Annotated in this window: 23 protein-coding genes, 1 tRNA gene and 3 pseudogenes; 6 read left to right on the top strand and 21 right to left on the bottom strand. The window is 68.9% G+C overall.

The window, feature by feature from the left end:
• Nucleotides 1–54: 54 nt before the first annotated feature.
• Nucleotides 55–519 carry a GatB/YqeY domain-containing protein gene (locus tag IE308_RS25910; protein ID WP_110629489.1) on the bottom strand — a complete coding sequence of 155 codons (465 nt, stop codon included), beginning with the start codon at nucleotides 517–519 and terminating at the stop codon, nucleotides 55–57.
• 99 nt (nucleotides 520–618) lie between these two features.
• On the opposite strand from IE308_RS25910, the gene IE308_RS25905 reads away from it, so the two are divergent.
• The 3 genes from IE308_RS25905 (at nucleotide 619) to IE308_RS25895 (ending at nucleotide 2538) form a co-directional block, all read left to right on the top strand.
• Nucleotides 619–1545: a metallophosphoesterase gene (locus tag IE308_RS25905; protein ID WP_190219742.1), complete on the top strand. Its 927-nt coding sequence runs from the start codon at nucleotides 619–621 to the stop codon at nucleotides 1543–1545.
• Nucleotides 1546–1633: 88 nt separating this feature from the next.
• Nucleotides 1634–2431, top strand: a complete 798-nt coding sequence (locus IE308_RS25900; RefSeq protein WP_190219741.1) for a Pr6Pr family membrane protein — start codon at nucleotides 1634–1636, stop codon at nucleotides 2429–2431.
• Between the two features lie 33 nt (nucleotides 2432–2464).
• Nucleotides 2465–2538: transfer RNA gene (locus IE308_RS25895), tRNA-Pro, on the top strand.
• Nucleotides 2539–2617: 79 nt separating this feature from the next.
• Here the strand turns inward: IE308_RS25895 and IE308_RS25890 are convergent.
• The 12 genes from IE308_RS25890 to IE308_RS25835 all read right to left on the bottom strand — a co-directional run bounded on the left by IE308_RS25890 (nucleotide 2618) and on the right by IE308_RS25835 (nucleotide 9905).
• Nucleotides 2618–3784 (bottom strand): site-specific integrase, encoded by a 1167-nt coding sequence (locus IE308_RS25890; protein ID WP_190219740.1) that lies wholly within the window; start codon nucleotides 3782–3784, stop codon nucleotides 2618–2620.
• The gene (locus tag IE308_RS25885; RefSeq protein WP_190219739.1) at nucleotides 3784–3972 is read right to left on the bottom strand and encodes a helix-turn-helix domain-containing protein; all 189 of its coding nucleotides are present in this window, start codon (nucleotides 3970–3972) and stop codon (nucleotides 3784–3786) included. The genes IE308_RS25890 and IE308_RS25885 overlap by 1 nt, the downstream gene beginning before the upstream one ends.
• Nucleotides 3969–5348: a replication initiator protein RepSA gene (gene repSA, locus IE308_RS25880; protein WP_190219738.1), complete on the bottom strand. Its 1380-nt coding sequence runs from the start codon at nucleotides 5346–5348 to the stop codon at nucleotides 3969–3971. The genes IE308_RS25885 and repSA overlap by 4 nt, the downstream gene beginning before the upstream one ends.
• Complete coding sequence (locus IE308_RS25875) at nucleotides 5341–5526, bottom strand: hypothetical protein (protein ID WP_190219737.1); 186 nt, start codon at nucleotides 5524–5526, stop codon at nucleotides 5341–5343. Before IE308_RS25875 ends, repSA begins: the two co-directional genes overlap by 8 nt.
• Nucleotides 5527–5617: 91 nt before the next feature.
• Nucleotides 5618–5935 carry a SpdD-like protein gene (locus IE308_RS25870; RefSeq protein WP_190219736.1) on the bottom strand — a complete coding sequence of 106 codons (318 nt, stop codon included), beginning with the start codon at nucleotides 5933–5935 and terminating at the stop codon, nucleotides 5618–5620.
• Nucleotides 5936–5955: 20 nt separating this feature from the next.
• A complete protein-coding gene (locus IE308_RS25865) occupies nucleotides 5956–6111 on the bottom strand; it encodes a hypothetical protein (protein ID WP_103784904.1) in 156 nt (51 codons plus the stop codon).
• 13 nt (nucleotides 6112–6124) lie between these two features.
• Complete coding sequence (locus IE308_RS25860) at nucleotides 6125–6316, bottom strand: mobile element transfer protein (protein WP_190219735.1); 192 nt, start codon at nucleotides 6314–6316, stop codon at nucleotides 6125–6127.
• A gap of 19 nt (nucleotides 6317–6335) precedes the next feature.
• On the bottom strand, nucleotides 6336–7025 hold the full coding sequence (locus IE308_RS25855) for a DUF2637 domain-containing protein (RefSeq protein WP_190219734.1): 690 nt from the start codon (nucleotides 7023–7025) through the stop codon (nucleotides 6336–6338).
• On the bottom strand, nucleotides 7025–7189 hold the full coding sequence (locus IE308_RS25850; RefSeq protein ID WP_190219733.1) for a hypothetical protein: 165 nt from the start codon (nucleotides 7187–7189) through the stop codon (nucleotides 7025–7027). The genes IE308_RS25855 and IE308_RS25850 overlap by 1 nt, the downstream gene beginning before the upstream one ends.
• 82 nt (nucleotides 7190–7271) lie before the next feature.
• Nucleotides 7272–8627 carry an FtsK/SpoIIIE domain-containing protein gene (locus IE308_RS25845; protein ID WP_190219732.1) on the bottom strand — a complete coding sequence of 452 codons (1356 nt, stop codon included), beginning with the start codon at nucleotides 8625–8627 and terminating at the stop codon, nucleotides 7272–7274.
• 2 nt (nucleotides 8628–8629) lie between these two features.
• On the bottom strand, nucleotides 8630–8986 hold the full coding sequence (locus IE308_RS25840) for an SCO3933 family regulatory protein (protein WP_190219731.1): 357 nt from the start codon (nucleotides 8984–8986) through the stop codon (nucleotides 8630–8632).
• Nucleotides 8987–9125: 139 nt separating this feature from the next.
• Entirely contained in the window at nucleotides 9126–9905 is a 780-nt protein-coding gene (locus IE308_RS25835) for a GntR family transcriptional regulator (protein WP_190219730.1), read from the bottom strand.
• A gap of 18 nt (nucleotides 9906–9923) precedes the next feature.
• Here IE308_RS25835 and IE308_RS25830 point away from each other — a divergent pair, with 18 nt between their 5' ends.
• Nucleotides 9924–10388, top strand: a complete 465-nt coding sequence (locus tag IE308_RS25830; protein ID WP_190219729.1) for an NUDIX hydrolase — start codon at nucleotides 9924–9926, stop codon at nucleotides 10386–10388.
• A gap of 361 nt (nucleotides 10389–10749) precedes the next feature.
• Here IE308_RS25830 and IE308_RS25825 read toward each other — a convergent pair whose 3' ends face one another.
• The 5 genes and pseudogenes from IE308_RS25825 to IE308_RS25805 all read right to left on the bottom strand — a co-directional run bounded on the left by IE308_RS25825 (nucleotide 10750) and on the right by IE308_RS25805 (nucleotide 14276).
• On the bottom strand, nucleotides 10750–11508 hold the full coding sequence (locus tag IE308_RS25825; protein WP_229909138.1) for an FRG domain-containing protein: 759 nt from the start codon (nucleotides 11506–11508) through the stop codon (nucleotides 10750–10752).
• A 147-nt stretch (nucleotides 11509–11655) separates the two neighbouring features.
• A complete protein-coding gene (locus IE308_RS25820; RefSeq protein ID WP_190219728.1) occupies nucleotides 11656–12447 on the bottom strand; it encodes a toll/interleukin-1 receptor domain-containing protein in 792 nt (263 codons plus the stop codon).
• Nucleotides 12448–12985: 538 nt separating this feature from the next.
• Nucleotides 12986–13503: pseudogene (locus IE308_RS37610) on the bottom strand (site-specific integrase); the annotation flags it as partial.
• Between the two features lie 170 nt (nucleotides 13504–13673).
• The gene (locus IE308_RS25810) at nucleotides 13674–13865 is read right to left on the bottom strand and encodes a hypothetical protein (protein WP_373314589.1); all 192 of its coding nucleotides are present in this window, start codon (nucleotides 13863–13865) and stop codon (nucleotides 13674–13676) included.
• A gap of 158 nt (nucleotides 13866–14023) precedes the next feature.
• A pseudogene (locus IE308_RS25805) lies at nucleotides 14024–14276 on the bottom strand (hypothetical protein).
• A gap of 136 nt (nucleotides 14277–14412) precedes the next feature.
• Here IE308_RS25805 and IE308_RS25800 point away from each other — a divergent pair.
• On the top strand, nucleotides 14413–15249 hold the full coding sequence (locus IE308_RS25800) for an NsdA family TPR-like regulatory protein (RefSeq protein WP_506005321.1): 837 nt from the start codon (nucleotides 14413–14415) through the stop codon (nucleotides 15247–15249).
• A gap of 1116 nt (nucleotides 15250–16365) precedes the next feature.
• Nucleotides 16366–16827, top strand: a complete 462-nt coding sequence (locus tag IE308_RS25795) for a hypothetical protein (protein WP_190219726.1) — start codon at nucleotides 16366–16368, stop codon at nucleotides 16825–16827.
• 317 nt (nucleotides 16828–17144) lie between these two features.
• On the opposite strand, the gene IE308_RS25790 is transcribed toward IE308_RS25795, so the two are convergent.
• From IE308_RS25790 to IE308_RS25780, 3 genes and pseudogenes are all read right to left on the bottom strand, one after another.
• Nucleotides 17145–17345 (bottom strand): hypothetical protein, encoded by a 201-nt coding sequence (locus tag IE308_RS25790; RefSeq protein WP_190219725.1) that lies wholly within the window; start codon nucleotides 17343–17345, stop codon nucleotides 17145–17147.
• A complete protein-coding gene (locus IE308_RS25785) occupies nucleotides 17342–22228 on the bottom strand; it encodes a DNA repair ATPase (RefSeq protein ID WP_190219724.1) in 4887 nt (1628 codons plus the stop codon). The genes IE308_RS25790 and IE308_RS25785 overlap by 4 nt, the downstream gene beginning before the upstream one ends.
• A 91-nt stretch (nucleotides 22229–22319) precedes the next feature.
• Nucleotides 22320–24353: pseudogene (locus IE308_RS25780) on the bottom strand (flotillin family protein).
• Nucleotides 24354–24441: the final 88 nt, after the last annotated feature.

Here is a 24441-nt window from a genome sequence, read left to right as displayed (position 1 = left end):
CCCTCCAGGCGGAGGGCGCCCCTCGTCGTCGTAGTACCGCAGAAGTCCCGGGCGTCAGCCGGCGAGCAGCTTCTTCACCGCGGCGGCGACCCGGCCGCCCTCGGCCTGTCCGGCCACCTTCGGGTTGACGATCTTCATGACGGCGCCCATGGCCCTCGGCCCCTCGGCGCCCGCCGCCTTCGCCTCCTCGACGGCCTGGGCGACGATCGCGTTCAGCTCCTCATCGGACAGCTGCTTGGGCAGGTAGTCGGCGAGGACCTCGCCCTCCGCCTTCTCCCGCTCGGCCTGCTCGGCGCGACCACCCTGGGCGAAGGCCTCGGCCGCCTCGCGGCGCTTCTTCGCCTCCTTGGTGATCACCTTGAGGACCTCGTCGTCGGAGAGCTCGCGCTTCTCCTTGCCCGCGACCTCCTCCTTGGTGATCGCGGCGAGCGTCAGCCGGAGCGTCGAGGAGCGGAGCTCGTCGCGCTCCTTGATCGCGGCGTTGAGGTCTTCCTGCAGCTTCGACTTGAGCGTGGTCATGGGGTTGATTGTCGCAGGTACGGCAGACCGGACGCCCATGCATTTACGGCGGCGCAGCTCGAGTCATGCCCCGGGGCCGCGGTCTGACACGATGGGCACATGCGCGCGCGATACGGAGTTCCCCTGGGAATCGCGGCGGTTGGCGCCGCCGGACTCGTCTACTCCGCGGGTTTCGAGGCCCGCTCCTTCCGCCTCCGACGGGTCACCGTCCCCGTCCTCCCGTCCGGTATGCGGCCCCTGCGGGTCCTCCAGGTCTCCGACATCCACATGGTCGGCGGACAGCGCAAGAAGCAGCGCTGGCTGCGCTCGCTGGCCGGGCTGCGCCCCGACTTCGTGATCAACACGGGCGACAACCTGTCCGACCCGGAGGGCGTCCCGGAGGTGCTGGACGCGCTGGGCCCGCTGATGGAGTTCCCCGGCGCGTACGTCTTCGGCTCGAACGACTACTACGGCCCCAAGCTGCGCAACCCCGCCCGCTATCTGCTGGAGAAGGCGACCGGCCGGCACGGCCTGAACGGCAACGCGCCGGCGGTCGGCGCGATCCACAACCCGTGGGAGGACCTGCGGGACGGCTTCGACGCGGCGGGCTGGCTCAACCTGACCAACACGCGCGGCACGCTGAAGGTCGAGGGGGTGTCGGTCGAGCTGACCGGCCTGGACGACCCGCACATCAAGCGCGACCGGTACGCGCGCGTGGCCGGCGGTCCGTCCGATACGGCGGACTTCTCGATGGGCGTGGTGCACGCGCCGTACCTGCGCACGCTGGACGCGTTCACCGCGGACGGCTATCCCCTGGTCCTCGCCGGCCACACCCACGGCGGCCAGCTCTGCATCCCCTTCTACGGCGCCCTGGTCACCAACTGCGACCTGGACACCGACCGGGTGAAGGGCCTGTCCACGCACACGGCGGAGGGCCGTACGGCGTATCTGCACGTCTCGGCGGGCTGCGGCCAGAACCGCTACACGCCGGTACGGTTCGCGTGCCCGCCGGAGGCGACGCTGCTGACGCTGGTGGGGCGGGAGTAGCAGCCGGAGCAATCGGCACAGGCTGGGCGGGTCACCCACACGGCCCGCCCACATCGCCCGACATGCCCCTTTTCCTTACTTTTGGGGCATGACCGCCCCCATACCCAGGGACATCCCGGACCTGCCCGCGGTCCCGGGCCCGCCCGCCCTGCTGCCCTCGCCCGTCCCCGCCGCCGCGGTGGTGACCCCCGTCAGCCGCCCGCTGGCCGCCGTGTGCCGCCTGCTGGTCGCCGCACTGGCGACAGGCGGCGTGACGCTGGCGCTGCTGCTCGGCAGCCCGGCCCGCGTACTGAGCTACTTCACGGTCCAGAGCAACATCCTGCTCGCCGTGGTCTGCGTCTTCTCGGCCCGCCGCGCCTGGACGGCCCGCCGCCCGCTGCCGTCGGCCGTGACAGGCGCCACACTCCTCTACGTGGTGATCGCGGCGCTGGTCTACCACCTGGTGCTCGCGCCCTCGACGACGACACCGTTCACCATGACGGGCGCGCCGGCCTCCGGCTGGCACACCCTCGCCAACCAGCTCCTGCACACCGTCGCCCCCGCGGCGGCCGCCCTGGACTGGCTCCTGCTGACCACGCCGGGCACCCTGCGCCTGCGCAAGACCGCGACGTGGATGCTCTACCCCCTGGCCTACCTGGCCTTCTCCCTCGCCCGGGCCGAGCTGCTCTACCTCCCCGGCGCCCCGGCCCGCTACCTCTACCCCTTCCTCGACGTCGACCAGCACGGCTACAAGAGCGTCCTGGCCAACGCCCTCCTCCTGGGCCTCTCCTTCTACGGCCTCGCGGTCCTCCTGGTCGCCCTCGACCACCTGCGCCCCAACCTGGTCCGCTACCGCGCCCACCACCACCCGAAAACCGGATTTCGTCTCCGGCCGCCAGTGGGCTAAAGTAAACGTCGTCGCCGCGACAAGCAGCGACATCGGGGTGTAGCGCAGCTTGGCAGCGCGCTTCGTTCGGGACGAAGAGGTCGTGGGTTCAAATCCCGCCACCCCGACAGCCGTAACAGCAGGTGAGGCACCTAGGAACGTTCCTAGGTGCCTCACCTGTTTTCGTCTGCGTGTCTATCTGCGTGACTACCGCTCCGGACCCCGCTTGAAGATGCCGTCCATGACCACCGCACCGGTCTGGATCACGGGCCGGATCTGCTTCCGGTAGACCTCCTCGGTCACGGCCGTGCCGGAGTGACCGACGAGCCGGGAGATCTCCTCCAGCGGGACGCCACGGTCGGAGAGCAGGGACACGAAGCTGTGCCGAAGCTCCCTCGGAGTCCACTCGTCGGCGTTGATCCCTTCGGCGTCCTTGAGCGCCTGGCGGAAGGCGCGGCGGACGTTGGTCGCATCGAGGGGCTTGCCCACGGCCGACGAGAAGACGAGTCCATGTTCCTCCCACTTGTCGCCAGCGGCGAGCCGGTCCCAGCCCTGGTCCTCGAAGTGCTGCCAGAGGACCTCGACGCAGCGCGCCGGCAGGGCGAGCGTTCGCCGGGATTTCCGGGTCTTGGTGTCCCCGCCGCGCCGGACCGAGCGCCACACGGCGATGTGCGGGGGCTGCGGCGGATCGGCGTCCGGGCGCCCCTTCAGGAAGACGTGGTCCCAGGTGAGGGCACGCAGCTCCTCGGTCCGGGCACCGGTCAGGAGGGCGACGACGATGTATGCGTGCATCGAGGTGCCCTCGGCTGCCTTGAGCACCGCCTCGGCCTGGGCGAAGGTCAGCGCTTTGGACGGCCGCCCCGGCTGACCCTGGGGTACCGAGCACAACTCGACGACGTTGCGCTTCACTTTGTCCCGCGCCATGGCTCGCTTGACTGCGCGGTTCAGACAGGAGTGGACAGCTTGCAGTGTGCGAGTGCTGAGGGTCTGTGCCTTGGCGGCGAGCCAGCGGTCAACGTCTTCCGCACTGAGGTCTCTAAGCTTCCGGGCGCCCAGGGCGGGGATCACATGGTTCTGGCTCAGGATGGTGCAGGTTTCGACGGTGCGGGGGTCGCGGCCCGCCAGGCCGTACGCGAGCCAGTCATTGACGGCGTCAGCGACCGTGTAGCCGGTCGGCGCGATCGCGAGGCCGTCTTCGTGGTCTCGCAACACCTCCTTGAGCTTGTTCTTGGCCTCAGTCTTGGTCTTGCCACTCCCCCGCTTGACGATCCGCTTGCCGCTCGGGTCGTAGCCGAGGTGCGCTGTGGCGATCCACCTCTGCCGCTTCTCGTCCCAGTGCAGGCCCCCATCACCGCGGCTACGACGCTTGGTCATCAGGCGGCCTCCACCAGCTGGCTCTGGATGAAGTCGCGCACCGCGTCGGCGGGGATACGGCGGGCGCCATCGATCTTGATCGAGGCGAGACGGTGGGTCCGGATCAGGTCGTAGACCTTGGAGCGGCCCACCTTGAGCCGGGCCATCACTTCCGGCACGGTCAGCAGCTCGGCGGTTGCGGTCGTCATGCGGCGGCTCCTTCCAGTGCCAGGTGGTCGCGTAGGGCTTCGCGGGCGGTCTCGCGGTTGAGCTGGAGGTCGCGGGCGATGGTGGCGGCGAGGGCGGATTCGCCGGGGGTGTGGCCGTGGCCGGCGTACTGCCAGTCGGCCAGGACCAAGACGGTGTCCGGCTCGGTGTCGTCCAGGCCGAGGGCTTCGCGTTCCTGGGCGGCGCGGTAGTCGGCACGCTCCTGGCGGAGGGCACCGAGGGTGGTGGAGTAGCGGCGCGACTTGGAGCTGAAGTGGCCGCGGAAGCCAAGCATGTGAGCCCAGGCCCACAGGCGGCGGTCGGGGTAGAGCGGATCGAGTTCCTTGCAGGCCGTGATGAGGCGGCGGGTGTGGTCCGGGACCTGATGGCGGTCGAGTTCGGAGAGTTCGCCGATACGGCGGTCGAGGGTGCCGGTGTTCTCGGCGGCCTTGGTGGCGTACTTGGCGACGTACGAGGCGACGGCCTGTTCGGTGATGTCGGAGCCATCTCCGAAGGCCTTCACGGGCCGGACGTCGAGCTGGGTGCCCCAGCGAAAGGTCCGGGCGGGTTGGTCTGCGGCGGCCGGGACCGAGACCGAGGTATAGGAGTGGGCCGCAGCTGCGCGGATCGCGTCGGCGAGGAGGTCGACGGTGGCCCAGGCGGGCGGCGGGGTGTCCGGGCCTTCGGGGCCGTCGAGGCGTATGACCGCGTGGAAGTGCAGCGCTCCGCGCTTCTGGAATTCGGCGACCTTGCCGTAGGAGACGCGGCAGTGGTCGGCGAGTTCGCTGCGGGTGAGGCCGGCGCGGGCGGCGATCTCGCGTCGGAGCCGGGTGGTGAAGCGCTGCCAGAGCTGCCCGGCGTGGTTGTTGAACAGGACCGCGCCCGCGTAGTCGTACGTTTCCGGATCGAGCGCGGTGCCGAGGGCCGGGTCATCGACCGGGTGGCGGGTGCCGCAGCGGCAGGTGCCTCGGTCGGGTCGGTTGTGGACCGGGCCGAAGGACGGTGCGGTGAGGGTGGCGAAGACGCGGGGGTGGTCGCGGACGGTCGTGGGGATGTCGCGGCGGTCGTCTCCGGCGAGTCCGGCGCGGATGAGGTGGTAGGTGTCGCCCGCGTAGGTCCAGGCGCAGGCGGGGCAGCGGGAGGCGCGGCGGTTGCCGCAGGCGAGGCGGAGGCGTCCGCCGGGCTCGTTCTCGGTGGAGTAGTGGTGCAGGGTCTCGCCGGTGGTCTTGTCCTTGTGCAGCACCCAGCCGCGCAGGTGGATGGGGTCGGAGCAGCCGCCGGTGCGGCGGACCTGGTCTTCCCAGCGGGTGTAGTCGGGGGCAGAAGCCACCCTCAGCAGGTCGCCGAGGGTGGTCGGGTCGAGCAGCGTGTCAGGCACGGGCGCCCTCCTTGGCCCGGCGGGCGGGGAGGATGCCGAGGCCATTGCAGGCCGGACAGTGGGCGGTGATGGTGCAGAGGTGACCGTGCCGGTCGCGGCCGCCGAGGGTGATGGCGGCGGAGGCGAAGCCGTCGCAGTGGGGGCAGATGCGGGGCGGCGGTGTGGTGCGGTGGGTCATGCTGGGAGTTCCTTCCGGTTGCGAGATCGGACAGGGGCACGGCTCCCGGGGCGGCGGCTTCTTGGCGGTTGACGACCGCCCCGGGGGCCGGTCAGCGGCGTTTGGCGTCCGCGTGGACGAGCGAGCGGATCACCAGGGCGCAGATGGCGAGTGAGGCGCCGGTGATGGCGACGGCCAGGAGCATTGAGACGAGGACGGCGCCGAGGACCAGGACCACGGCGGTGGTGCCGCCGACGAGGGCGAGCGCGGTGCCGGGGGTGAGCTGGACCGTGGGCCGGGACGGCGTTGCAGGCGCCGGGGTGGCCGGCGGGGTCGTGGCGCTCGGGGTGATGGTGGTCGGCTCGACGACGGCGGGCGGGGTGGCGAGGCCGGTCGGCGTGGGCATGGTGGGGATCTTCGGGCGGAGCATCGGTGATCTCCCTCGGGTGGTTACTTGATGAGGCTGTTGATCGCGGGGGCGAGAACGCTGTCGGCGAGGAGGAAGCCGCCGAGGAGCAGTACGGCGATGAGCCAGGCGGGCGGGCGGATGAGCTTGACGCCGAGGTAGCCGACGGCGAGGAGCGCGAACCAGAGCGGGACCTGCATGGCGGTGGGTCTCCTAGCGGACGCGGCAGCGGTGGGTGCGGGCGGCGAGCTGGGCGGCGGTCTGGCTGGTGTAGTCGGCGGACCAGCCGCAGCCGTCGGAGCTGCACACGGCGGCGTGTTTGGTCTGGCCGTTGCGGTCGCGGTGGGTGCCGATCTGCACCGGGCCGATCCGCATCACGGAGTGGAAGTTGTCGCGGGTGGGCATGGCTGGTTCTCCTTCCTGGTCAGGCGAGGTGGGCGGCGATGGCGTCGGCGAGGTGGGGCGGGACGCCGAGGCGGGCGCGGAGGGTGTCGGTGTCGATCGGGGAGCCGGTGCGGACGCGGTACTCGTCGGCGACCTTGCGGGCGTGGTCGACGAGGACGGGGGGAACCGCGGGGGCCGGGGCCGGAAGTGCCGGGGGCTCGTCGGCTTGCGGGGCCGGGGGTCGGTCTGCTTCGTGGGCGGGGGGCTCCGGGTCGGGCTCGGGGACTGTGTCCGGCACGGGGGTGGGCTCGGGCTCGGGCTCGGGTTCGGATGCCGGCGGTTCCGGCTGCGTCTGGTGTTGGTGCTTGGCGGAGTGGGCGAGCAGGGTGCCGCCGAGGAAGGCGAGTGCGGGCCATCCGGCGATGCCGAGGCGGAGCAGGGCGGGCGGGTCGGCCAGGTCGAGGAATCCGGCGGTGGCGACGTTGGCGCCGAGCGAGGCGAACAGGGCGATGAGGAACCAGGACCAGGCGAGTCGGGAGGGTCCTTCGCTGCGGAGCCGTCGCCAGGCTGCGACCAACAGCAGGTCGACGCTGACCGGGTAGGCCCAGGCCTTCCAGCCGTCCTGTCCGGCAGCGGCGGCCAGGTCGTGCAGGTGCGCGAAGGACAGGGCTCCAGCAATGACGGCCTGGACCAGGACAGCGTCGACACGAAGTCCGGGACGGGTGGCCATCAGGAACCCTCGGCGGCGGTGTCGGGGGGCTCGGGGAGCGAGGCGGCCAGCGAGGGGCTGACGGCTTCGACGAAGTCGAGGTCAGCGCCGTTCATGTCGGCGTAGAGGGCGAGTTGGCCGAGCAGGAGCACGGTGCGGGCGAAGTCCTCGCAGTCGGGGCACATGGCGGTCGTTCTCCCTTCATCAGGCATGGCGGGGTAGGGACTTGGCGCGAAGGCGGTCGCGCCGACCGGGGGGGCAGGAAGGTCAGGCCGTGACGGGGGCTGTCTTGGACAGCGGCAGCGGTGCTGCGGGGATGCCGGTCAGCGCGGGGCGGAACGGGGCCAGTTCGGGTAGTTCCGGGGTGCGGTCGGCGTGCCGGTTGCAGATGTTGGCGGCCTGGCGGAGCGAGGTGTGCGGGGCGCGGATGCGGTGCCAGCCGCCGGTCGAATCACCGGCGATGGCGATGCCGCGCATTTCGGCGGGGATCTGGATGGCGGCCAGGACGGCGTCCGGGGAGATGTCGCCGAAGGCCATGTTGGCGCTGGTCTCGTCGTTGACGCGGTGGGCGGTGCGGCCGGTGAGCTGGGCGCGGAGCATGGTGATGCCCTTGCCGAGTTCGGAGCCGAAGCGCTGGCCGCAGATTTCGAGGTAGATGCCGGCGGCGCGGCCGAGCTGGGCGAGGCGGACCAGCGCAGTGATGATGCGGTCGCGCCGCTTCTCTTCTTCCTTGGTGGCGAAGAGGGCGAGTTCGGCGACCTCGTCGACCAGGACGACGATGGGGGTCGGGCGGAGGTGGTCGGGCAGGTCCCAGATGTCGGCGGCGATCTCGGCGTCCGGGACGTCGGCGGTGATGCGCTGCTCGGCGCGGATGAGTTGGTAGACGTCCTCCATGCGGGTCACGAGTGCGTCGAGGAGTTCGGCGGCGGTGTCGGGGTTGTCGGCGAGGGCGGAGAAGCGGCGGGCGAGCGGGAAGAGTTCGACGCCCTGCTTGCAGTCGATGCCGACCAGGGCGACGTCCATCGGGGCGAGCCCGGCGACAATGTTGCGCTGGTAGACAGACTTGCCGGATTCGGTGGCGCCGAGGGTGAGGGCGTGGGGTATCGCGCGGTAGTCGCGGTAGTGGACCGAGCCATCTTCGCGCAGGGCGACCGGGACCCGCATCGGGCCGGTGTCGAGCCGGGCGGGCATCTGCACCCGCTTGAGTACGTCGTAGCCGGTCATCCTCAGCTCGATCACGCCCGAGCGCAGCTCACGGGAGGTGACGCCGTACATCGAGAAGGAATGGCGCAGCCGGTCGGAGGCGGCGGCGAAGTCGAAGGCGTCCTGTCCGGGCCGCAGCTTGAGCCGTAAGGCCAGGCCGGTGCGTGTGGGCCGCAGGCTCAGGATGCGCGGCGGGCGGGACTCGGGGACTGGCCGGTTGGTCATCCGGGCGAGGGCGAGGCGCCAGCGCGAGGGCGGGACGGTCAGTCCGCAGGCGTCCATGACTGAGGCGTACCGGACGAGGACGCGGATCGCGGCGAGGGTGACCCCGAAGGTCAGCCAGTACCAGGCGGGGCGCCGCCACCGCAGGAGTCCCGCAGCGGCGACGACCAGCACGAGCGTGACCGTGAAGGCGGTCACGGTCAGGCCGCCTTCGCCTTCGTGGCCATGTCGGCGAGGGAGGTCACGGCGATCGCGCGGAAGGCGATGCCGTGCCGCTTCTGGCCGTTGAACTCGTTCTCCCAGGGCCGGGCGATGAGCCCGGTCAGGGCGACCGGGGTGCCCATGGCCAGGTCACCGGAGATCCCGGTCTCGGGGACGGTGATGGAGAGGATCTCGACTTCCTCGTTAGCGGCGAACATCACGTCGACGGTCATGAGCTTGGCGCCGGTGTCGGCGTCCATGGCGATCTCGCCGGTGCGGCGGTCCTTCACCTTCGGCTGCGGGGTCTTGGCGACCATCACGGTGGCGGCGGTGGTGTCGACGGGGATCTGGCGCATGGCAAAGCACTCCTCTACAGAGGTGGGACTCCGTCACTCATGTATATGAGTGACATGAAGAAGAGTGCAGCACTCCTATACATGAGTCAACCCGCCGCGACTCGGAAGTCGTGACGGGTTGCGGGGAGTTGAGTGAGCGTCAGTCGGCAGCCGGGATGCGGTACTCGAAAACGAACTGGTCAGCGGCCATGAGCGTGTCGCAGACCTCGACGACGCGACCCTCGGTCGTCCGTGCCTCGCGGATCAGGTGAACCACGGGGGCACCGGGGCTGAGGGCGAGTTCGGACGCCTCCGCCTTGGAGGCCGGCCGCGCCTGCAAGGTCTCGACGAATTCCGCGAACTCGTGCCCGTGGTCCTCGAGTCGGGCATAGATGCCACCGCCGCCGGGGTTCTCGGCGAACAGCTCCGGGATCTCCTTCACCACGTCCCAGGGGAGGTAGGAGGTTGCGGTCTCGACGGGGGTGCCGTTGCGGAAGTAGAGACGACGGCGGGCGAGCACCTGGGCGCCGGCATCGACGCTGAGCCGCTGAGCTGCATCCTCCGGAGCCTCCATGGGCCCGATGTACAGGACGCTCACCTTGGCAGTGGCGCCGGACTGGGCCGACTCGGCGAGGTAGGCGGCCTTGCCGCCGCGGCGGTGTGAGCGGCGGAAGCGGTCGGACGAGCGGTGCCGGACCGGCGGCCGGTCCTTCACGATTGAGCCCTTGCCGTGCCGTGTCTCGACAAGCCCACTCGCCCGCACCTCGACCATGGCCTTGCGGATCGTGCCGCCGGACACGCCGTAGCGGTCGACCAGCTCGGATTCACTCGGCACCATATCGCCGGGCTTGAGGACGCCAGCCCTGATCTGCTGCACGATCTCGTCAGCGATCTGCACGTAGCGAGGTACGGACCGCTCACCTCCTGCTGCGGTTCCCATAGTCCTTCTCTGCCTCCTATGCTCCTGTACATGAGTGAATCACAAGGAGCAACGCCCGCGCCGCTGCACTCCGTATCCGTAGCCGGAGTGGTGGTGCGTGAAGACGGGCGGCTCCTGGCGATTCGCCGTGCCGACAACGGCACTTGGGAACTGCCCGGCGGAGTGCTCGAACTCGACGAGACCCCAGAGGCCGGCGTAGTCCGCGAGGTCCTGGAGGAGACAGGCGTCCAGGTCGAGGTGGACGAGCTGACCGGCGTCTACAAGAACACCACCCGAGGAGTCGTGGCCCTGGTCTTCCGCTGCAAGCCATCCGGCGGCGCCGAGCGCACGTCGAGCGAGTCGACAGCCGTCGAGTGGCTCACCCCCGACGAGGTCAGCGAGCGCATGGCCGAGGTCTACGCGATCAGGCTCCTGGACGCGCTGGACGGCAACGGCCCCCACGTGCGGAGCCACGACGGGAAGCGCCTCATCCCAGCGGGATAAGACTTTCTCTACTTCATCAAGGCCCGCGCACGGCGCGGGCGCGCGCCGCCTCTGCGGCGCGGCCTGCCTCCTGTCTTCGCCCCGGCTGGCCGCGCCCGGCGGCGCGCTCGGCGGCTGCGGGCATGAAGTGGGAGACACCCTCTGTGGCTGGGGCGGTCGGCTCCACGGCTTTAGGCAGCCACTTTGGGGCGAGCCTCTAAGATCATGGCCCCAACGTCGTGCTTTAACGGGCAGGTCCACAGACTGCCCGACGCGCCGGAAGCTTACGGGGCCATGATCACTCGCCCCAAAGCAGCTCCAGCCCAAAGCCGCTCCGCCGACCTTGCGATGGCAACAGCGCCAAATATTACCAGAGCTGACCTTAATTGGGGCCAGGCGCTCCTGGCGCCTGCGGGTGAGTAATCGGCCTCTCGCCGTAGTAGCGCAACAGCCAATCGCTCAGTCCGTCAAGGCCCGGGAATAGCACACGCTCCGTAACGTTCGCCTGGTCCAAGTGGTTGCGCACTACCCACTTAATGTCATGCGGAATCACCACCTTCCTGTACAGATCTGAATGCTCTCGCAACCAGTCACTAAGGCAGGCCGTTGGATCGGATATCGCTGAAAATACGGCCGCTTGGTTAACGATCCGGTCATCGAGCGAAGGCGGTTCGAAAAAGACAAGCAACCCACGGTCACGCAGATCTCGATACTTATCAAATGCTTCGAGATTCTTGGCTGCATTAAAGAGCATCTCCGTGGTAAATAGACCTCCCCCTAGAGCTTCAACCTGACCATACAGCGGAGGCGGCAGGAGCTTATGGGTGGCAACGTAATCCACACACCACACTGCTGCATCACGGTGAAAATGTTGCCTGTTTGAGGTGGCGAAATGCAGAGCGACGTAAGGGGAAAACGTCCAGTCAAGAAGCCTAGTGGGCAAACCGTGGTGCTGTCCCACACTCAGCCAGTTCCAATCCCAGTCCCCCGGAGACGTGTCGCGATGAGCATATTTGCGGAAATTGCGCAGGAGATGCTTCTCCACCTCACCACTCGCGTTCCCTCGAAGGCGAAAGAGGCTCGTGTGCAAATCGTACCGTGCCGTAGAAAGGCCCCGATACACTACATTGGCTCGGTACATCCCCCGCGATGGCTGCCATTGATCATCTGTTAGAGCTTCCATTAGTTCCGACCAGCTGTGCACACGGATTTCAGATACCATCGACATCTGAAGCTCCCCGTCTGGTGGATACCTTTTGCTACCGCTTTGCCCAAATTTTGGCGCGAGTTATTCGGGTTTATAGTGTCGCCCCCTCGCTATCCATTCAAGTCGCTTAAGCCTTTCCTCCCACTCTTCCTCTGATTTCGGCGGCTCAATCTCCCGGAGTAGCCTTAGGAGGAGATGCGATGGAATTCCCTCCTCTTTCCAGTGCCGACGCGGCGCTTCTCTCTCCATGCGCGCCTCGACATGGCGTAGCCGACCCAGTACCTCACCAAACATCTCCTCAGCACTTCGAGGAGGCCCTTCTTCTTCTTCCTCCTGCTTAAAATCTTGGCGCGCCTTATCAAGATCTGCTTTCAGTTGTGGCCACATCGCATCGAACAGTCCATCGAGTGGCCCCTGAGGAACCCGGCGCTCACTAACTGCATTGACATCGTGCACCAGACTCCTAATTCCATCCTCAGTTAGAGGGATGCCCTGAAAGTTCGACAGCGGACCACCCACGTCGTGAGCTTTTAGATTCACATACACGGGAACCACTCGGGCTGTTTCGATGCTCTTTGCCAGGGCGCCTGACTCAAAGTTAACCCAAGGCGCCTTTACGTTTTTGCGTGTAAGGCAGACGACGCCGAAGTCAGTGTCGTCCAGTTCGCGGCTTATGCGATCAAACCAGCGCTGTCCGGCAGATATGTCGTGTGTAGAGATCCAAAAATCGACGGACTGCAACATGGGTGTCAGCCAGTTGTTCAGGCTCTTAGCGATAGCGCCACTAAGCGATCCCGACCATGAGAGGAAGACCTTCATCGGGCCCCCCAAGGAATCCTTAGGAACAACCACCTCAACAGAATCATCGCTCACTCTGGACAAGGTCGCTACCGGAGGCCCGCGGCACAAACTGGCGATCTCCTGCCCCAATCGACACGGCAGCCCTGCACCGCAAGCACGTCACATCGGGCAGGGAACAGCGGGGAATCACGGTGACATCGGCCCGTCCACAGGCGCCGCTGCACAGCTGTTTATGTGGTCAGCGCCCGATCCGGCGGCAAGTGATCGCAGCTTCCCAAGCTGATGGCTCGGTGCCGGCCTCGATCAGTTGAGAGGAGTTGGCGCGCCAGATCTATGGGGCAGGAGCCGGGCCCTCAGGCGCTGTTGGGTGAGTGTCTAACTGCGTGACAACGCCCGCGCACAACGGTGGACACCCACGGACGTCCATGGACGGTCGCCGCAGGTGAGCAGTTCCCTGGCTCAAGTTGGAGCGCCTGCTCAAGTTGCTTCGGGACGAAGAGGTCGTGGGTTCAAATCCCGCCACCCCGACGCTGGTCAGAGGGTCAATCGCATGATCGCGATTGGCCCTCTGTCGTGCTTGGGGGCCAAACAGGGGGCCAAACGAATTTGATCAGGCGACCGCGTCGCCCTCTCCCTGGCCCTCCGTGTCCTCCCCTTCATGATCTTCGGCGAAGATGTCGTCCATTGCTTCGGCGCCCTGTGTGATCACGGGTCGGAGCTGTTTGCGGTAGACCGCCTCTGTGGTCGCCTGGCTGCTGTGACCGACCACGAGCGCGATCCGCTTCCAAGGGGATGCCGTGGTCGGAGAGCAGAGACACGAAGCTGTGCCGGAGCTCCCGCGGCGTCCACTCAGGCTTCAGCCCGGCCTTCTTCACGATAGCCTTGAAGTCCCGCCGGACGTTTGCCGCGTCGACTCCGGGTCGTGAAGACACGGCCAGTCGGGCTCCACTCCCTCCCGCTCGATGCCCGCTCCTGTTTTTGCCATCGCATGTGCTCTTCGAGGACTTCGACCACCTGCTTCGGCAGAGCGATGGTCCGGCGGCTCTTCCTGGTCTTGGTCTCACCGTGCTTGCGCACCGAACGCCACACCGCGACATGGGGCGGGATGCCGTCCGTCGTCTCCAGGACCATGCGCCCGTAGGCGTCGGGCACCCACAACACGGGGCCGCGTTCGGCGGCCAGTTCCACGGCCGCCGTGGCGGGCGCGTAAAGCTCCAGCGATGCCGGGTCGTACGCGGGCGCGGTCGACGCGTCTGGCCGCAGGGTGGGGACGTGTTCGTTCACGGGTTGGTCTCCTCTCACTTACCGAGGGCGAAGAGGGCGTCGGCGGACGCCTGCACGAGGTTGTGGATGGGCTCGTACGCGCCGGTCCCGGCGGTGAAGAAACCGAACAGGAACAGGACGAGGGCTGCGCCGCCGCCGGCCGACTTGGTCTTAACTGCGAACGCGGATGCGGCGCCGAACAGCAACACGGCGGAGATGTTGAGCATCACAGCAGAGAACTCGCTTCCGGGCGAGATGGATGGGTGGGTACGCTCAGCGCGCCCCAGGTGCTGGCAAGCTCGGGGCGCTAGACCGGCGACCGCGCCCGCCTGGCTCCAGCTAGGAGCGGGGTACGTCTCATGACGGGCGGTCGCCGGTCGCCTGCTCAACCGGTGCCAGCGCGGTAGATGCGCGTCCAGCGGTTGTAGAGCCAGCGGCCGACGCGAATGCGCTTGCCGGTGGAGCGGCAGCGGCGGCAGTCCTTGCCGCGCTTTACTCGGCCCTTGCGGTCGGTCTTCATAGCGAAGCCCCAGCCGTTGCACTTGCGGCAGTTGCCGAACGGCGAGGCAAGCACATACGGCGACGTAACACAGCGTTACGCCGACAACCAGGGTGATAGCGAGCAGGGCGGGGGTCATGACGGGCCCTTTCAGGCGGGTTTTCGTCAGCCGCCTCAACCGGTCCGACGTCGACAACGCCACGCTTGATGCCCTGCGGATCACGGCGGACCGACTCGCCTCGGAGTACCCGTTCATGCCGAGCTAACAGCTCCTCATCGAGGGGCGACAGTGGCTACGCCGTGTCGTCGAACTCCACACGAAGAGCCTCACGCTCGCACAGCACCGCGAGGTGCTCGCACTGTCCGGCTGGCTCGCGCTACTGGTCGGCTGTGTCGAGTACGACACAGGCGCCCGTCACGCAGCCGCGTCGACGCGGCAGGCCGCGCTCTCACTCGCGACCGAGGCTGACCATGCGGAGGTCGCCGGGTGGGCGCACGAGATGCGAGCATGGTTCGCACTCACGACCGGCGACTACCGCGGCGTCATCGCGGCGGCGCAGGCCGGAGCCGAGACGGCACAGCACCACGGCGTCGCCGTGCAGCTCGCAGCCCAGGAAGCCAAGGCGTGGGCGCGGATCGGGGACCGCCGGCAAGTCGAGGTCGCGTTGGACAAGGGGCGGCGGTTGCTCGAAGGGATGCCGTACCCCGAGAACCTTGACAACCACTTCGTGGTGGACCCAGCCAAGTTCGGCTTCTACGCGATGGACTGCTACCGCCTGGTCGGCGAAGACAAGCTTGCGCGCACGCTCGCCGAAGAGGTACTGAGGGCAGGAACAGACTTCGACGGCACGGAGCGTTCGCCCATGCGCAACGCGGAAGCCCGGGTCACGCTCGGAGTCACGGCGGCGCGTGAGGGCGACTTGGAACAGGCTCTGATCATGGGTGAGCGAGCCCTCGAAGGAGACCGTCAGTCGGTGCCGTCGCTCATCATGACCAGCCGTGAACTCGCCGCCGAGATGCGGCGCCGGTATAACTCCGAGCCAGCGGCGCAAGACTACCTTGCACGACTCCATGCGCTCGCCGAGCAGAGGCCTGGGTTTATGCCTCGGTGATCGCGTGAAGGCCCTTTGCGCGAACGTCGTCGGGGTGCGAAGACGGCCGAATTGGTGCAGGCTGGTAGCGAGCCCTTCTCGGCACGGGTTGGTGGGTACCATGCCTTACGAACTCGCAACCTGGAGAGCCACGAGGAATCTTCGCTGGGTAGTACCCAAGCGCTTTGGTTTCCCGGAAGCTGCTCAAATGGTGGGGACCAGGGCAGCACCGTTTCTCGCAGGCTTCTCCCTGACGGCGACGCTGGTCACACTCTCAATCAAAGCGTCTCTAGTCCCTTGGAGGGACTGGGCGATGATGTGCTTCGTCGCGGCTGCGTCACTCTTCATAATGACAGTACACGCTACTTTCTGGTCGATGATTTACGTTGCTACGCCACGGCAGATGTGTGACTGGTGGCCTGAGGGTCCAAATGAACAAGAGCTCGCGCTACTCAGAGCTGAACAACGCACCCACTATAAAGGGTTTCAAATGTGGGACAAGCGTTCACGGGTAGCTTATGACGCTGGCGTCCTTTTCCTTCTGATCGGCATTGTATTCGTACTGATCCCCCCAAAGGGTCACTTCGTCGCAGCACGCGTAACGACTCTAGCCATAGCTTCCGCCGCATGCATTATTGAAATTCTCTGGCGCTTGGTTGTTTGGCTTTGCCTGAGGCGTGAGGAGAGGCGCGAAGGTCAATTGGCCGAAGGTAGGGCTCCCGACCATCGTGCATGGTACGAGAGACTCCTCAGACCTCAGGACTATCCGGTGCCTGCGGCGGCACCTGGCTCCCCAGCACAACCTCAGGACGGCCAGGGATAGGTCGACGGTGCAGCTTCCGCCGTTCAGCCCCCGCCCTGTTTTTCAGGTGCTTATGTGTACATTCCGCGTGTGGCAGGGAACGACCTGATGCCGGATTGGGGTGACGCGAGCAGACCTGCGTGATCCGCGCTCGTACGGAAGCCGCGGAGGCGGTTATGAATGACGCTTCGCCAGAACCAGACTCTTCTGCGCCCGGGCAGGGGTCGCGTGAGCCTTCAAGAGATTCACTCGGAAGCAGGCTGCGCTCCCATATCGGCTGGTGGGCGGGCGTCACGTCGACCCTCATTGGTCTTCTCGCATTCGTTCTAACTCGAATGGAGAGCGACGCGCCTACATTTAGCGAGTGGCAAGATAATGCCAATGCAATTTGCCAGCAGGAAGTCCCCTCCATCGGCAACAAGATGGACGAGGCAACCGGATCCTTCGTGGAGATGGATGAAAAGTCGGATCCGGCGCAATCTGAACGCGACGCGGTTTCTCATAACTTCGACGTGGCCGGAGAAGCCTTCCTTCACCTTGCAGGAGACTGGCAGGCACTCGAAAAGCCCGATGATCACAAGGATGGGGTCAAAAATCTGATACGGGCTGCCCATGACGTGGGTTACTCCTACAGCGCCATGGCGTACGCCGTTAGTCATAATGAGGATACAGGGCATCTTATAACGCAACAGCTCGGCGCTCACAAAATCCTCGCGCTTGAAGCTCAAGCCCTCAAGTTGGAGCAGTGTCAGGAACTGCTGGGTAAACCCGAGGATTGGTCCGCGCCCGCGGACTGAGGGCTCCTGCGCACGGCAGGCCGGGCACACGATCCGAGCGTTGTGCTCGTACCGGCAGGTCAGCCTCTGGCAGCGCATGCCGAAGCGGGGGCCAAACCGAGGCGACTCCACCGGAACGGTTCCGGACTTTAATGGACGGTGCCGGAGCCGAACGAGCAGGGCGGGGGACCTGAACCAAGGTCACCAGGGGCGCAATCGCGTTCGGGACGAAGCGAGCGTGGGTTCCAATACCGCCACCCAACGCCGCAGTACCAAGTCCAGGCCCCTGATCAAGGGAGTGGATCAGGGCCCCTGAGCCGCTTCCGCACCCCGCTCGCTCAGTCCCGCTCGCGCAAGAACGCGTTGTGGTACGCGTGGGCTCTGCGGCGGGTTTCGCGGATGCCTTGCGTGGCTGTCGTTTCGATGTGCAGGGTGTCCGTGCTGTTCGTCGTGCGGCGTCTGTCGCGGCGGGTCAGTACGACCGTGCCGGCCGCGATGATCAGTGTGGCTATGGCCAGGGGGATCAGGAACGGGGTCATGGCTGCTCCAGGTGTCCGGTGGCGTGTCGTCCTTGGGGAGGGGGGAGCGCCGTGGCGCGGGTGATGGCCGCCTCGACGGCGGCCACGCGGTCGGCCAAGAGGCCGAGCGCGGCGACCGCGCGGGTGAGGGGGGCCTCGTCCGGGGCGCCGAGTGTCCGGGCGCGGATGTGCGCCGCCTTGAGCTCTGCCCAGCGGGCCGTCTGGTCGGCGGTGAGTGTGTGCCGTAGTTCGGCCAGCTTCAGCAGGTTGGCCTCGGCGCCCGTCGTCAGGGTCTGGGCCTCGGCCCGGTAGTGGTCGTCGATCAGGGCCGCCAGCTCGGTGTCGTTCATGACTGGCCGGACCCGTTGGGCGATCTTGTTCATGTTGCGGTAGGAGCCCTGGAGCTGGAAGGGCGGCTCGGTGCGGGTGGCGTCCGCCTGGGCCGCCGAGGCGATGTAGGCCGCGTTGACCGCGAGGACCGTCTCGCGGACCGTCAGCAGATGACGCAGGACCGCCAGGATCCGCTCCAGCTCGGCCGGCGGGTACGGGTGGGTCAGCCGGCCGGCTCCGGCCGTCGGGTCGCCCTGGGCCAGGCGGATCAGCAGGTCGAGGTCGGCGCGGTCGCGGCCGGCCAGCGGGGCGAGGACCGGGTTCGCGGTGAGGGCGTTCTCGATGAAGCTTACGGCGAAGACGTCCTGCTTGCCGGTCAGGACGTCGCCGAGGTTCCACACGTCGGCGCGGTTGGCGAGCATGTCCGGTACCCGGAACCGGCTGCCGGACTCGGTGTACGGGTTGCCGGCCATGCAGACGGCGAACCGCTTGCCGCGCAGGTCGTAGGTGCGCGGTTCGCCGTTCCGGACGCCGTGGACGCGGCGGGTGGCGTCGCACAGCGGGATGAATTTCTGGAGCAGTTCCGGTGCGGTGTGCTGGATGTCGTCCAGGTGGAGGAGGGTGTTGTTGCCCGCCTCCAACGCGAAGTTGATCTTCTCGACCTCCTGGCGTGCGGTGGCGTTCGGGGCCTCGGCCGGGTCGAGCGAGGTGACGGCGTGGCCGAGCGCCGGGCCGCTGACCTTCACCAGCATCAGGCCGAGCCGGTCGGCCACGTACTCCACGAGCGTGGTCTTGCCGTAGCCGGGCGGGGAGAGGAGCAGCAGCAGGCCGCCGGTGTCGGTGCGTTTGGTGTCGCCCGTGGTGCCCAGCTGCTTGGCCAGGCTGTCGCCGATGAGCGGGAGGTAGACCTCGTCCACGAGCCGGTTGCGGACGAAGGAGGACATGACGCGGGGCCGGTGGTCGTCCAGGCGCAGGCGGGCGCGTTCGGCGGTGACCAGGGTGGTGCGGTGCCGTTGGTAGGCGCGGTGGGCGGGCACGTCCCGCTCCGCGAAGCGTGCCGTGCGGGCGAGGAACTCGTCCAGGCGCAGGGGCAGTCGGCCCGCGGTGATGCGCGGGTGGGTGCCCAGCAGGCCCTCGGCCGTCGCGGTGAGCGGGGCGTCGCCGTCGTAGCGCGGCAGGTCGGGGCAGAGTTCGGCCGCCACGGCCTCGGCCTGTTCGCCCGGGGCGAGGTCCGTGCCGGTGGCCGCCACGTACGAGGACAGCCATGCCTCGACCAGCTGGCGGCGGGCCGGGAGGTCGTCGAGCGCGGTCAGGTCGTCGGCGTAGGCGCTCGTGCCGGCCGTGCGGCGGAACTTGTCGAGCAGGGTGCGGGCGCTCGCGCTGAGGACGAACCCGTCGGGCGCGGTCGTCAGCTCCTCGAAGAGGTAGGAGGCGGCGGCCCCCGCGTCCTCGCCGCCGATCTCCCCGGCCAGCTCCCGCTCCAGGTCGCCGATCGCGGGTGCCAGGCCGAACGTGTCCCGGGCACGGGCCAGCGAGAGGGCCCGGCGGGTCCACGCCTGGCGTGCCCCGGGGGTGGTGCCATGGGTCCAGAAGAGCTGGGCGGCGGCGCGGGCGGCGGGTTCGTGCCGCAGGACGCCGGCACCGTCGTACAGGGGCAGGAGCGCGGTGAGGACGAGGGTGGCGTCGTGGTCGTGGACGCCGGTCTCGTGGCCCTCGTCGTACGCCTCCTGTGCCGCCGTGCGCACCAGGGCCGGGAGGTTTTCGGCCGCCGCGAGGGCGGCCGGGCCCCGTTCGCGCAGCAGGCGGGCGGCGAGGTGTTCGGCGCGGTAGACCTCGGGTGACTCCGAGGGCAGGGTGCGCTGCCAGTGCGCGCGGGTGGCCGCGAAGCCGGCGTCGGTGACCGGGGCGCGGTAGTCGGTGCCGGTGACGGCGAAGGCGAGGCCGTCGCCGTGCGGGAGCAGGGTCAGGTCGAGGGGCTGGGTGTTGACGGCGAAGCGGTGGGCGCCGAGGCGGACGGTACGGCCGTCGTCGGCGTACAGGTCGGTGCGGTCGCGCAGGGCGCGGTCGGCTTCCTGCCGGGCGGCCTTCAGGCGGCCGTCGAGTTCCTCGGCCCGCACGCTCTCCCCGAGCGCGCGCAGCTCGTCGGCGGTGCGGCGGACCTTGGCCACCATCGGGTCCGAGGCGAAGTGGGCGGCGATCGCGTCGGCGTCGGGGAGGGTGGCGCAGCGCCGCGCGAGGGTCTGGAGGATGCGGCCGGCGGAGGCGGCGAGTTGCTCGGCGCGGCGGGCGCGGGCCTCGGCGAGCGACTGCTTGCGGGTGGCGAAGGCGTCGTGGACCTCGGTGCGCTTGTCGGACAGGGCGCCCAGGAACTCGTCCGACTCCGCGAAGCGGGACTCCAGGTCCTCCAGCCTGCTCAGCAGCCGGGCGAGCTGGTCGTCGCACGCCTGCGGGGTAACCGCGGCCCCGAGGGCCGCGGTGACGGCCTGCCCGAGCAGCGCGCTCTCGGCGGCGAACTCGGCGCGGCCCTCGCGGTCGGCCAGTGCCCGGCGGCGGGCGTCGAGGGTGGCACGGGCCCGGTTGACGCCGGCCAGCACCCCGGCGATGCGCTCCAGGACGGACGTACGGACGGTGGCGTCGCCCGTGTCCAGCGCGGCGACGACGTCCGTGACCGTCCGGAGGGTGTCGCCGAGTGCGTCGAGCCTGGCGGCCGGCGGGGCCGCCTCGGCGACCGTGGTGATGGCCTCGGCGTCGGCGATGAGCTGCTCGACTTCCCTCTGCGGGCCGGCGAAGGCGTCCTCGCGGGCCAGGAAGACCACGGCGCGCTGCCCGAGGGCGGTCAGGTCGGCCTCCGCTTCGGCGGCGAGGGCGTCGATGCGGGCGCCGTCCGCGTAGCGCATCTCCTTGAGGGTCAGCAGGTGGCCGTGGGCGTGCCGCAGCTCGGTCAGCCCGCGCACCCAGGCCGCGGCCTCCTTCGGTGCCTCGCCGCGCAGTCGGCGCACGACGGCGGCGATCCGCTCGGCGGCCTCGTCCAGGGCGTCGGCGGCCTGCCGGGTCAGCGCGCGCACCGTCTCGAACTCGGCCAGCACCTGCTCGGCCGTCCCGCGGACCGCGTCCAGCGCGCCCAGCAGGTCGCCCAGCTCGGCGTCGGCCAGCCAGTGGTGGGCGTCGGCGGCGCGCACACAGGCGGCGGCCAGTTCCCGGTAGCCCTGGCTCGTCGTCATCTCCTCCCGCGCCAGGCCCGCGACGGACAGGCACGACGCGATGCCGCGCACGAGGTCGGCGTTGCCCACGCGCCCCAGCGCGCCGCTGCCGGTGGGGGCGCCGGCGGCGTGGGCGTCGGAGACGTAGGGCGAGTCCCACAGCTGCACCGGATGCGCCTGCGCCGGTTCCTCGCCGTCGGCACGCAGCACCGCGAAGGCGCCGTCGTCGAACAGGGCCCAGCCACGGCAGGGAAGCGGGTTCGCGAACTCCTTGCGGATGGTGTTGTACGACAGCAGCAGACCGCGGCTCGCCCCACGGGCGCGGAACGCGTACAGCACGTCCTCGCCGTTGGGTGAGCGGATCTCCCGCTCGAACTCCAGGCCGCCCGCGTCGTTTTCGTAGGTCTTGTGGGCGCCGGTGGCCAGGCAGTAGCCGCCGGGGAACACGATGCCCTGGTCCTCGGGCAGCCGGCGGCAGGCCTGCCCGATCCCGTCCAGGCGGACGACCGCCTCGGTGAGGGTGTTGAACACCAGGTACCGGTGGGTGTCCTCCTTGTACGGCCGCACGCGCAGCAGGGTCAGGGCGCCCACGCGCGCGTGCGCGATGTCCGCGTCGGCGAGCGCCTGCAGCGGCTCGTCCACCGGCTCGCTGTGGATGCCCTCGCCCGTCTCGGTGTCGTTCTCCAGCTTGACGGTGAGGGCGCCGCCGACGGTGGCGACGTACAGCTCGCCCCGGACGGAGACATGCGGGTGGCGGCCCAGGACATGGTCCTCGCGGGTCGCCTCGGTCCAGGTGAGGTCGTGGGAGGGCGGGAAGGTGTCGTCGCGTTCGCCACGCGCGTCGAGGAACGCCGGCCGGCCGGTCTCGTCCAGGGCCCAGCGCAGGACGCGGATGTCGTCGGTCTTCTCGCCGGTGCGGAAGACCGCCAGCAGTCGGCCGTCGGTCCGGCGCAGCCGGAGCAGGCGGGCCTGCCGGTAGTAGCGGTGCAGGTCCGCGAACTCCCGTACGAAGGCCGGGTCGTCCAGCAGGCCGGATACGGCCGTCTCGGGCAGCCGGTTCAGCTCCCGGTCGTACAGGGCGAACACGTCGGCGACCGCCGTCTGCGGGCGGGGACCGGGCCGGTCGGTGGCGCCGACGAGCAGGGCGTCCCCGACCGCCACGACATCGCGCGGCACGCACGCGTGGTCCGTCCGCAGGCGCCGGGTGCCGGCCAGCTCCAGCCGTGCCGTGCCGAACTCCTCGACGCGGCGGCTGTCGAGGAGTCCGGCACGCCGGGCGAGTTCGCGGGCCTGCGTGGTGAGCCGGTCGCGCAGCACCTCGTAGGTGCCGGCGTCCACGACGTCGTACGCACCGGTCTCCAGGGCGGTGACCATGGACGGTTCATCCCTTCGAGAAGGTGGCGGACGAGGGCGGCGACGGAGCTGCCGTCCCCTGTGCGGCAGCTCCGGCACCACCTGGTCCGGGTCAGACCCTCGCCGCGCCGTCGAGGGCGGTGAGCGGGGTGTCGGCGAGGCCGAGTTCGCCCGCCTTGTCGAGGAGTTACTTCAGGTGCCCGGCGTCCGTGCCGCCCGACTTCATCAGCCGCATCAGCAGGGCCGAGACGGTGAGGTTCTGCACGTCGGCCGTGGAGACCGGGCCGAGGATGCGGGCGAGGTCGTCGGTGAAGCTGGACGTGCCGTCCAGCCAGGGCCCGGCCAGCGTCCGCGCGGTCTCGGAGTGCTGGACGAAGGCGTCGACGCCCTTGCCGAGCGCGATCGAGCCGACCAGCTTGTCGAAGAAGGCCGAGTCCCCGCCGACGATGCTGATGTCGGCGTTCTCCAGACCGGTGGCGAGCACCGTGGCCTGCGCCTCGGCGACCTGCCGCTGCGCGTCCAGTCCGGCCAGCCGGACGGCCTTCTCCGCCTCCAGCCGCAGCCGGTACTCCTCGTGCCCGCGGGACGCCTCGTCCAGCGCGGCCATCGCGGCGGCCTTCTCGGTGAGACCGGCTGCCTCCGCCTTGAGCTTCTCGCCGATCGCCTCCGCCTCGGCGAGGGCCCTGGCCCGGACGCCCTCGGCCTCCGCGCGCAGCCGGGCCTGGGTCGCCTCGGCCTCGGCGCGGCCCGCCTTCTCGACGACCTCCGCCTCCTTGTCGCGGACCTGCACGGCGGCCAGTCCCTCGGCGGCGGCCTCGGCCTGCACACCTTCCGCGAGCTTCAGCTTGGCCTGCGCGTCGAGGTCGGCCGTCTTCAACCGGGCCTGGGCGAGGGTCAGTTCCTCGGCGGCGCGGTGGGTGGCGGCCTGCTCGGCGGCCTCCGCGGCCTTGATGTCCTTGACCAGCCTCTCCTGCGCCTCGGCCTCCGCGGCGATGACCACGGCCTGCCGCTCCCGCTCGGCCTGCTCCACGGCGCGCAGCTTCTTGATCGCCTCCTCCTGCTCGGCGACCGTACGGTCCACGGCGACCCGCTCGCGGATGACCTCGGCGATCTCCCGCTTCTCCGCCTCGACCTCCTTCTCGGCGGCGATCTTCGTCAGCTGGGTCTCCCGCTCCCGCGCGATGACCTCCAGCAGGCGGTCCTTCTCGATGCGCTCGTTCTCGACGGCGATGACCCGCTCGCGGTTCTTGGCGGCGACGGCGACCTCACGGGCCTGGTTCTCCCGCTGCACGCCGAGCTGCTCCTCGGTCCGCAGGAAGGCGGACTGAGCGCGCAGCCGCTCCTCCTCGACCACCCTCGCGGTCTCGGCCTCCTCGCGGGCCCGGGAGGTCTCGATCTCCCGGCGCTGCTTGATCTCGGCGTCGGCCTGGCGGCGCTCCAGCTCCAGGATGGTCTCGCGGGCGTCGACGTTCTGCCGGGTGATCTCCTTCTCCTCGGTGCGCTGGAACTCGTTGGTGCGCACGTGCTCGATCGTCGTCAGCTCGGTGATCTTCCGGATGCCCTGGGCGTCGAGCACGTTGGCGGGGTCGAGCTGGGTGAGCGGTGTCTGCTCCAGGTAGTCGATCGCCGCGTCCTCCAGGTGGTAGCCGTTGAGGTCGACGCCGATCAACTCGATGATCTTGTAGCGGAGTTCCTCGCGCTGGGTGTAGAGGTCGGTGAAGTCCATCTGCTTGCCGACGGTCTTCAGCGCCTCGGAGAACTTCGCGTGGAACAGCTCCTGCAGCGTCCGCTGGTCGCTCGCCCGCTGGGTGCCGACGGCCTGGGCGACCTTGATGACGTCCTGCACGGTCTGGTTGACCTTGACGAAGAACGAGATCCGGATGTCCGCGCGGATGTTGTCCCGGCAGATCAGCCCTTCCTTGCCGGCCCGGGTGATCTCGATGGTCTTCACCGAGATGTCCATCACCTCGGCCTTGTGCAGCACCGGCAGCACGACCTGCCCGGTGAAGGTCACGTCGACCTTGCGCAGCTTGGAGACGATCAGCGCCTTGCCCTGCTCCACCTTGCGGAACAGCCGGGAGAAGACCAGCAGTACGGCGGCGACGACAAGGAGGAAGGCGGCTGCGAGCACGCCGATGACAGTCATGGCATACGTCCTTGAGGCAGAGGCGGTCGACGGGACGGGCGCGCGTCAGCGGACGGTGCACTGCTTCGGTACGGGTTCCGGTGCCGGA

The sequence above is a fragment of the Streptomyces griseosporeus genome, from assembly GCF_014656055.1.
Taxonomy (GTDB): domain Bacteria; phylum Actinomycetota; class Actinomycetes; order Streptomycetales; family Streptomycetaceae; genus Streptomyces; species Streptomyces griseosporeus.
This window is presented reverse-complemented; position numbering and strand designations above follow the sequence as displayed.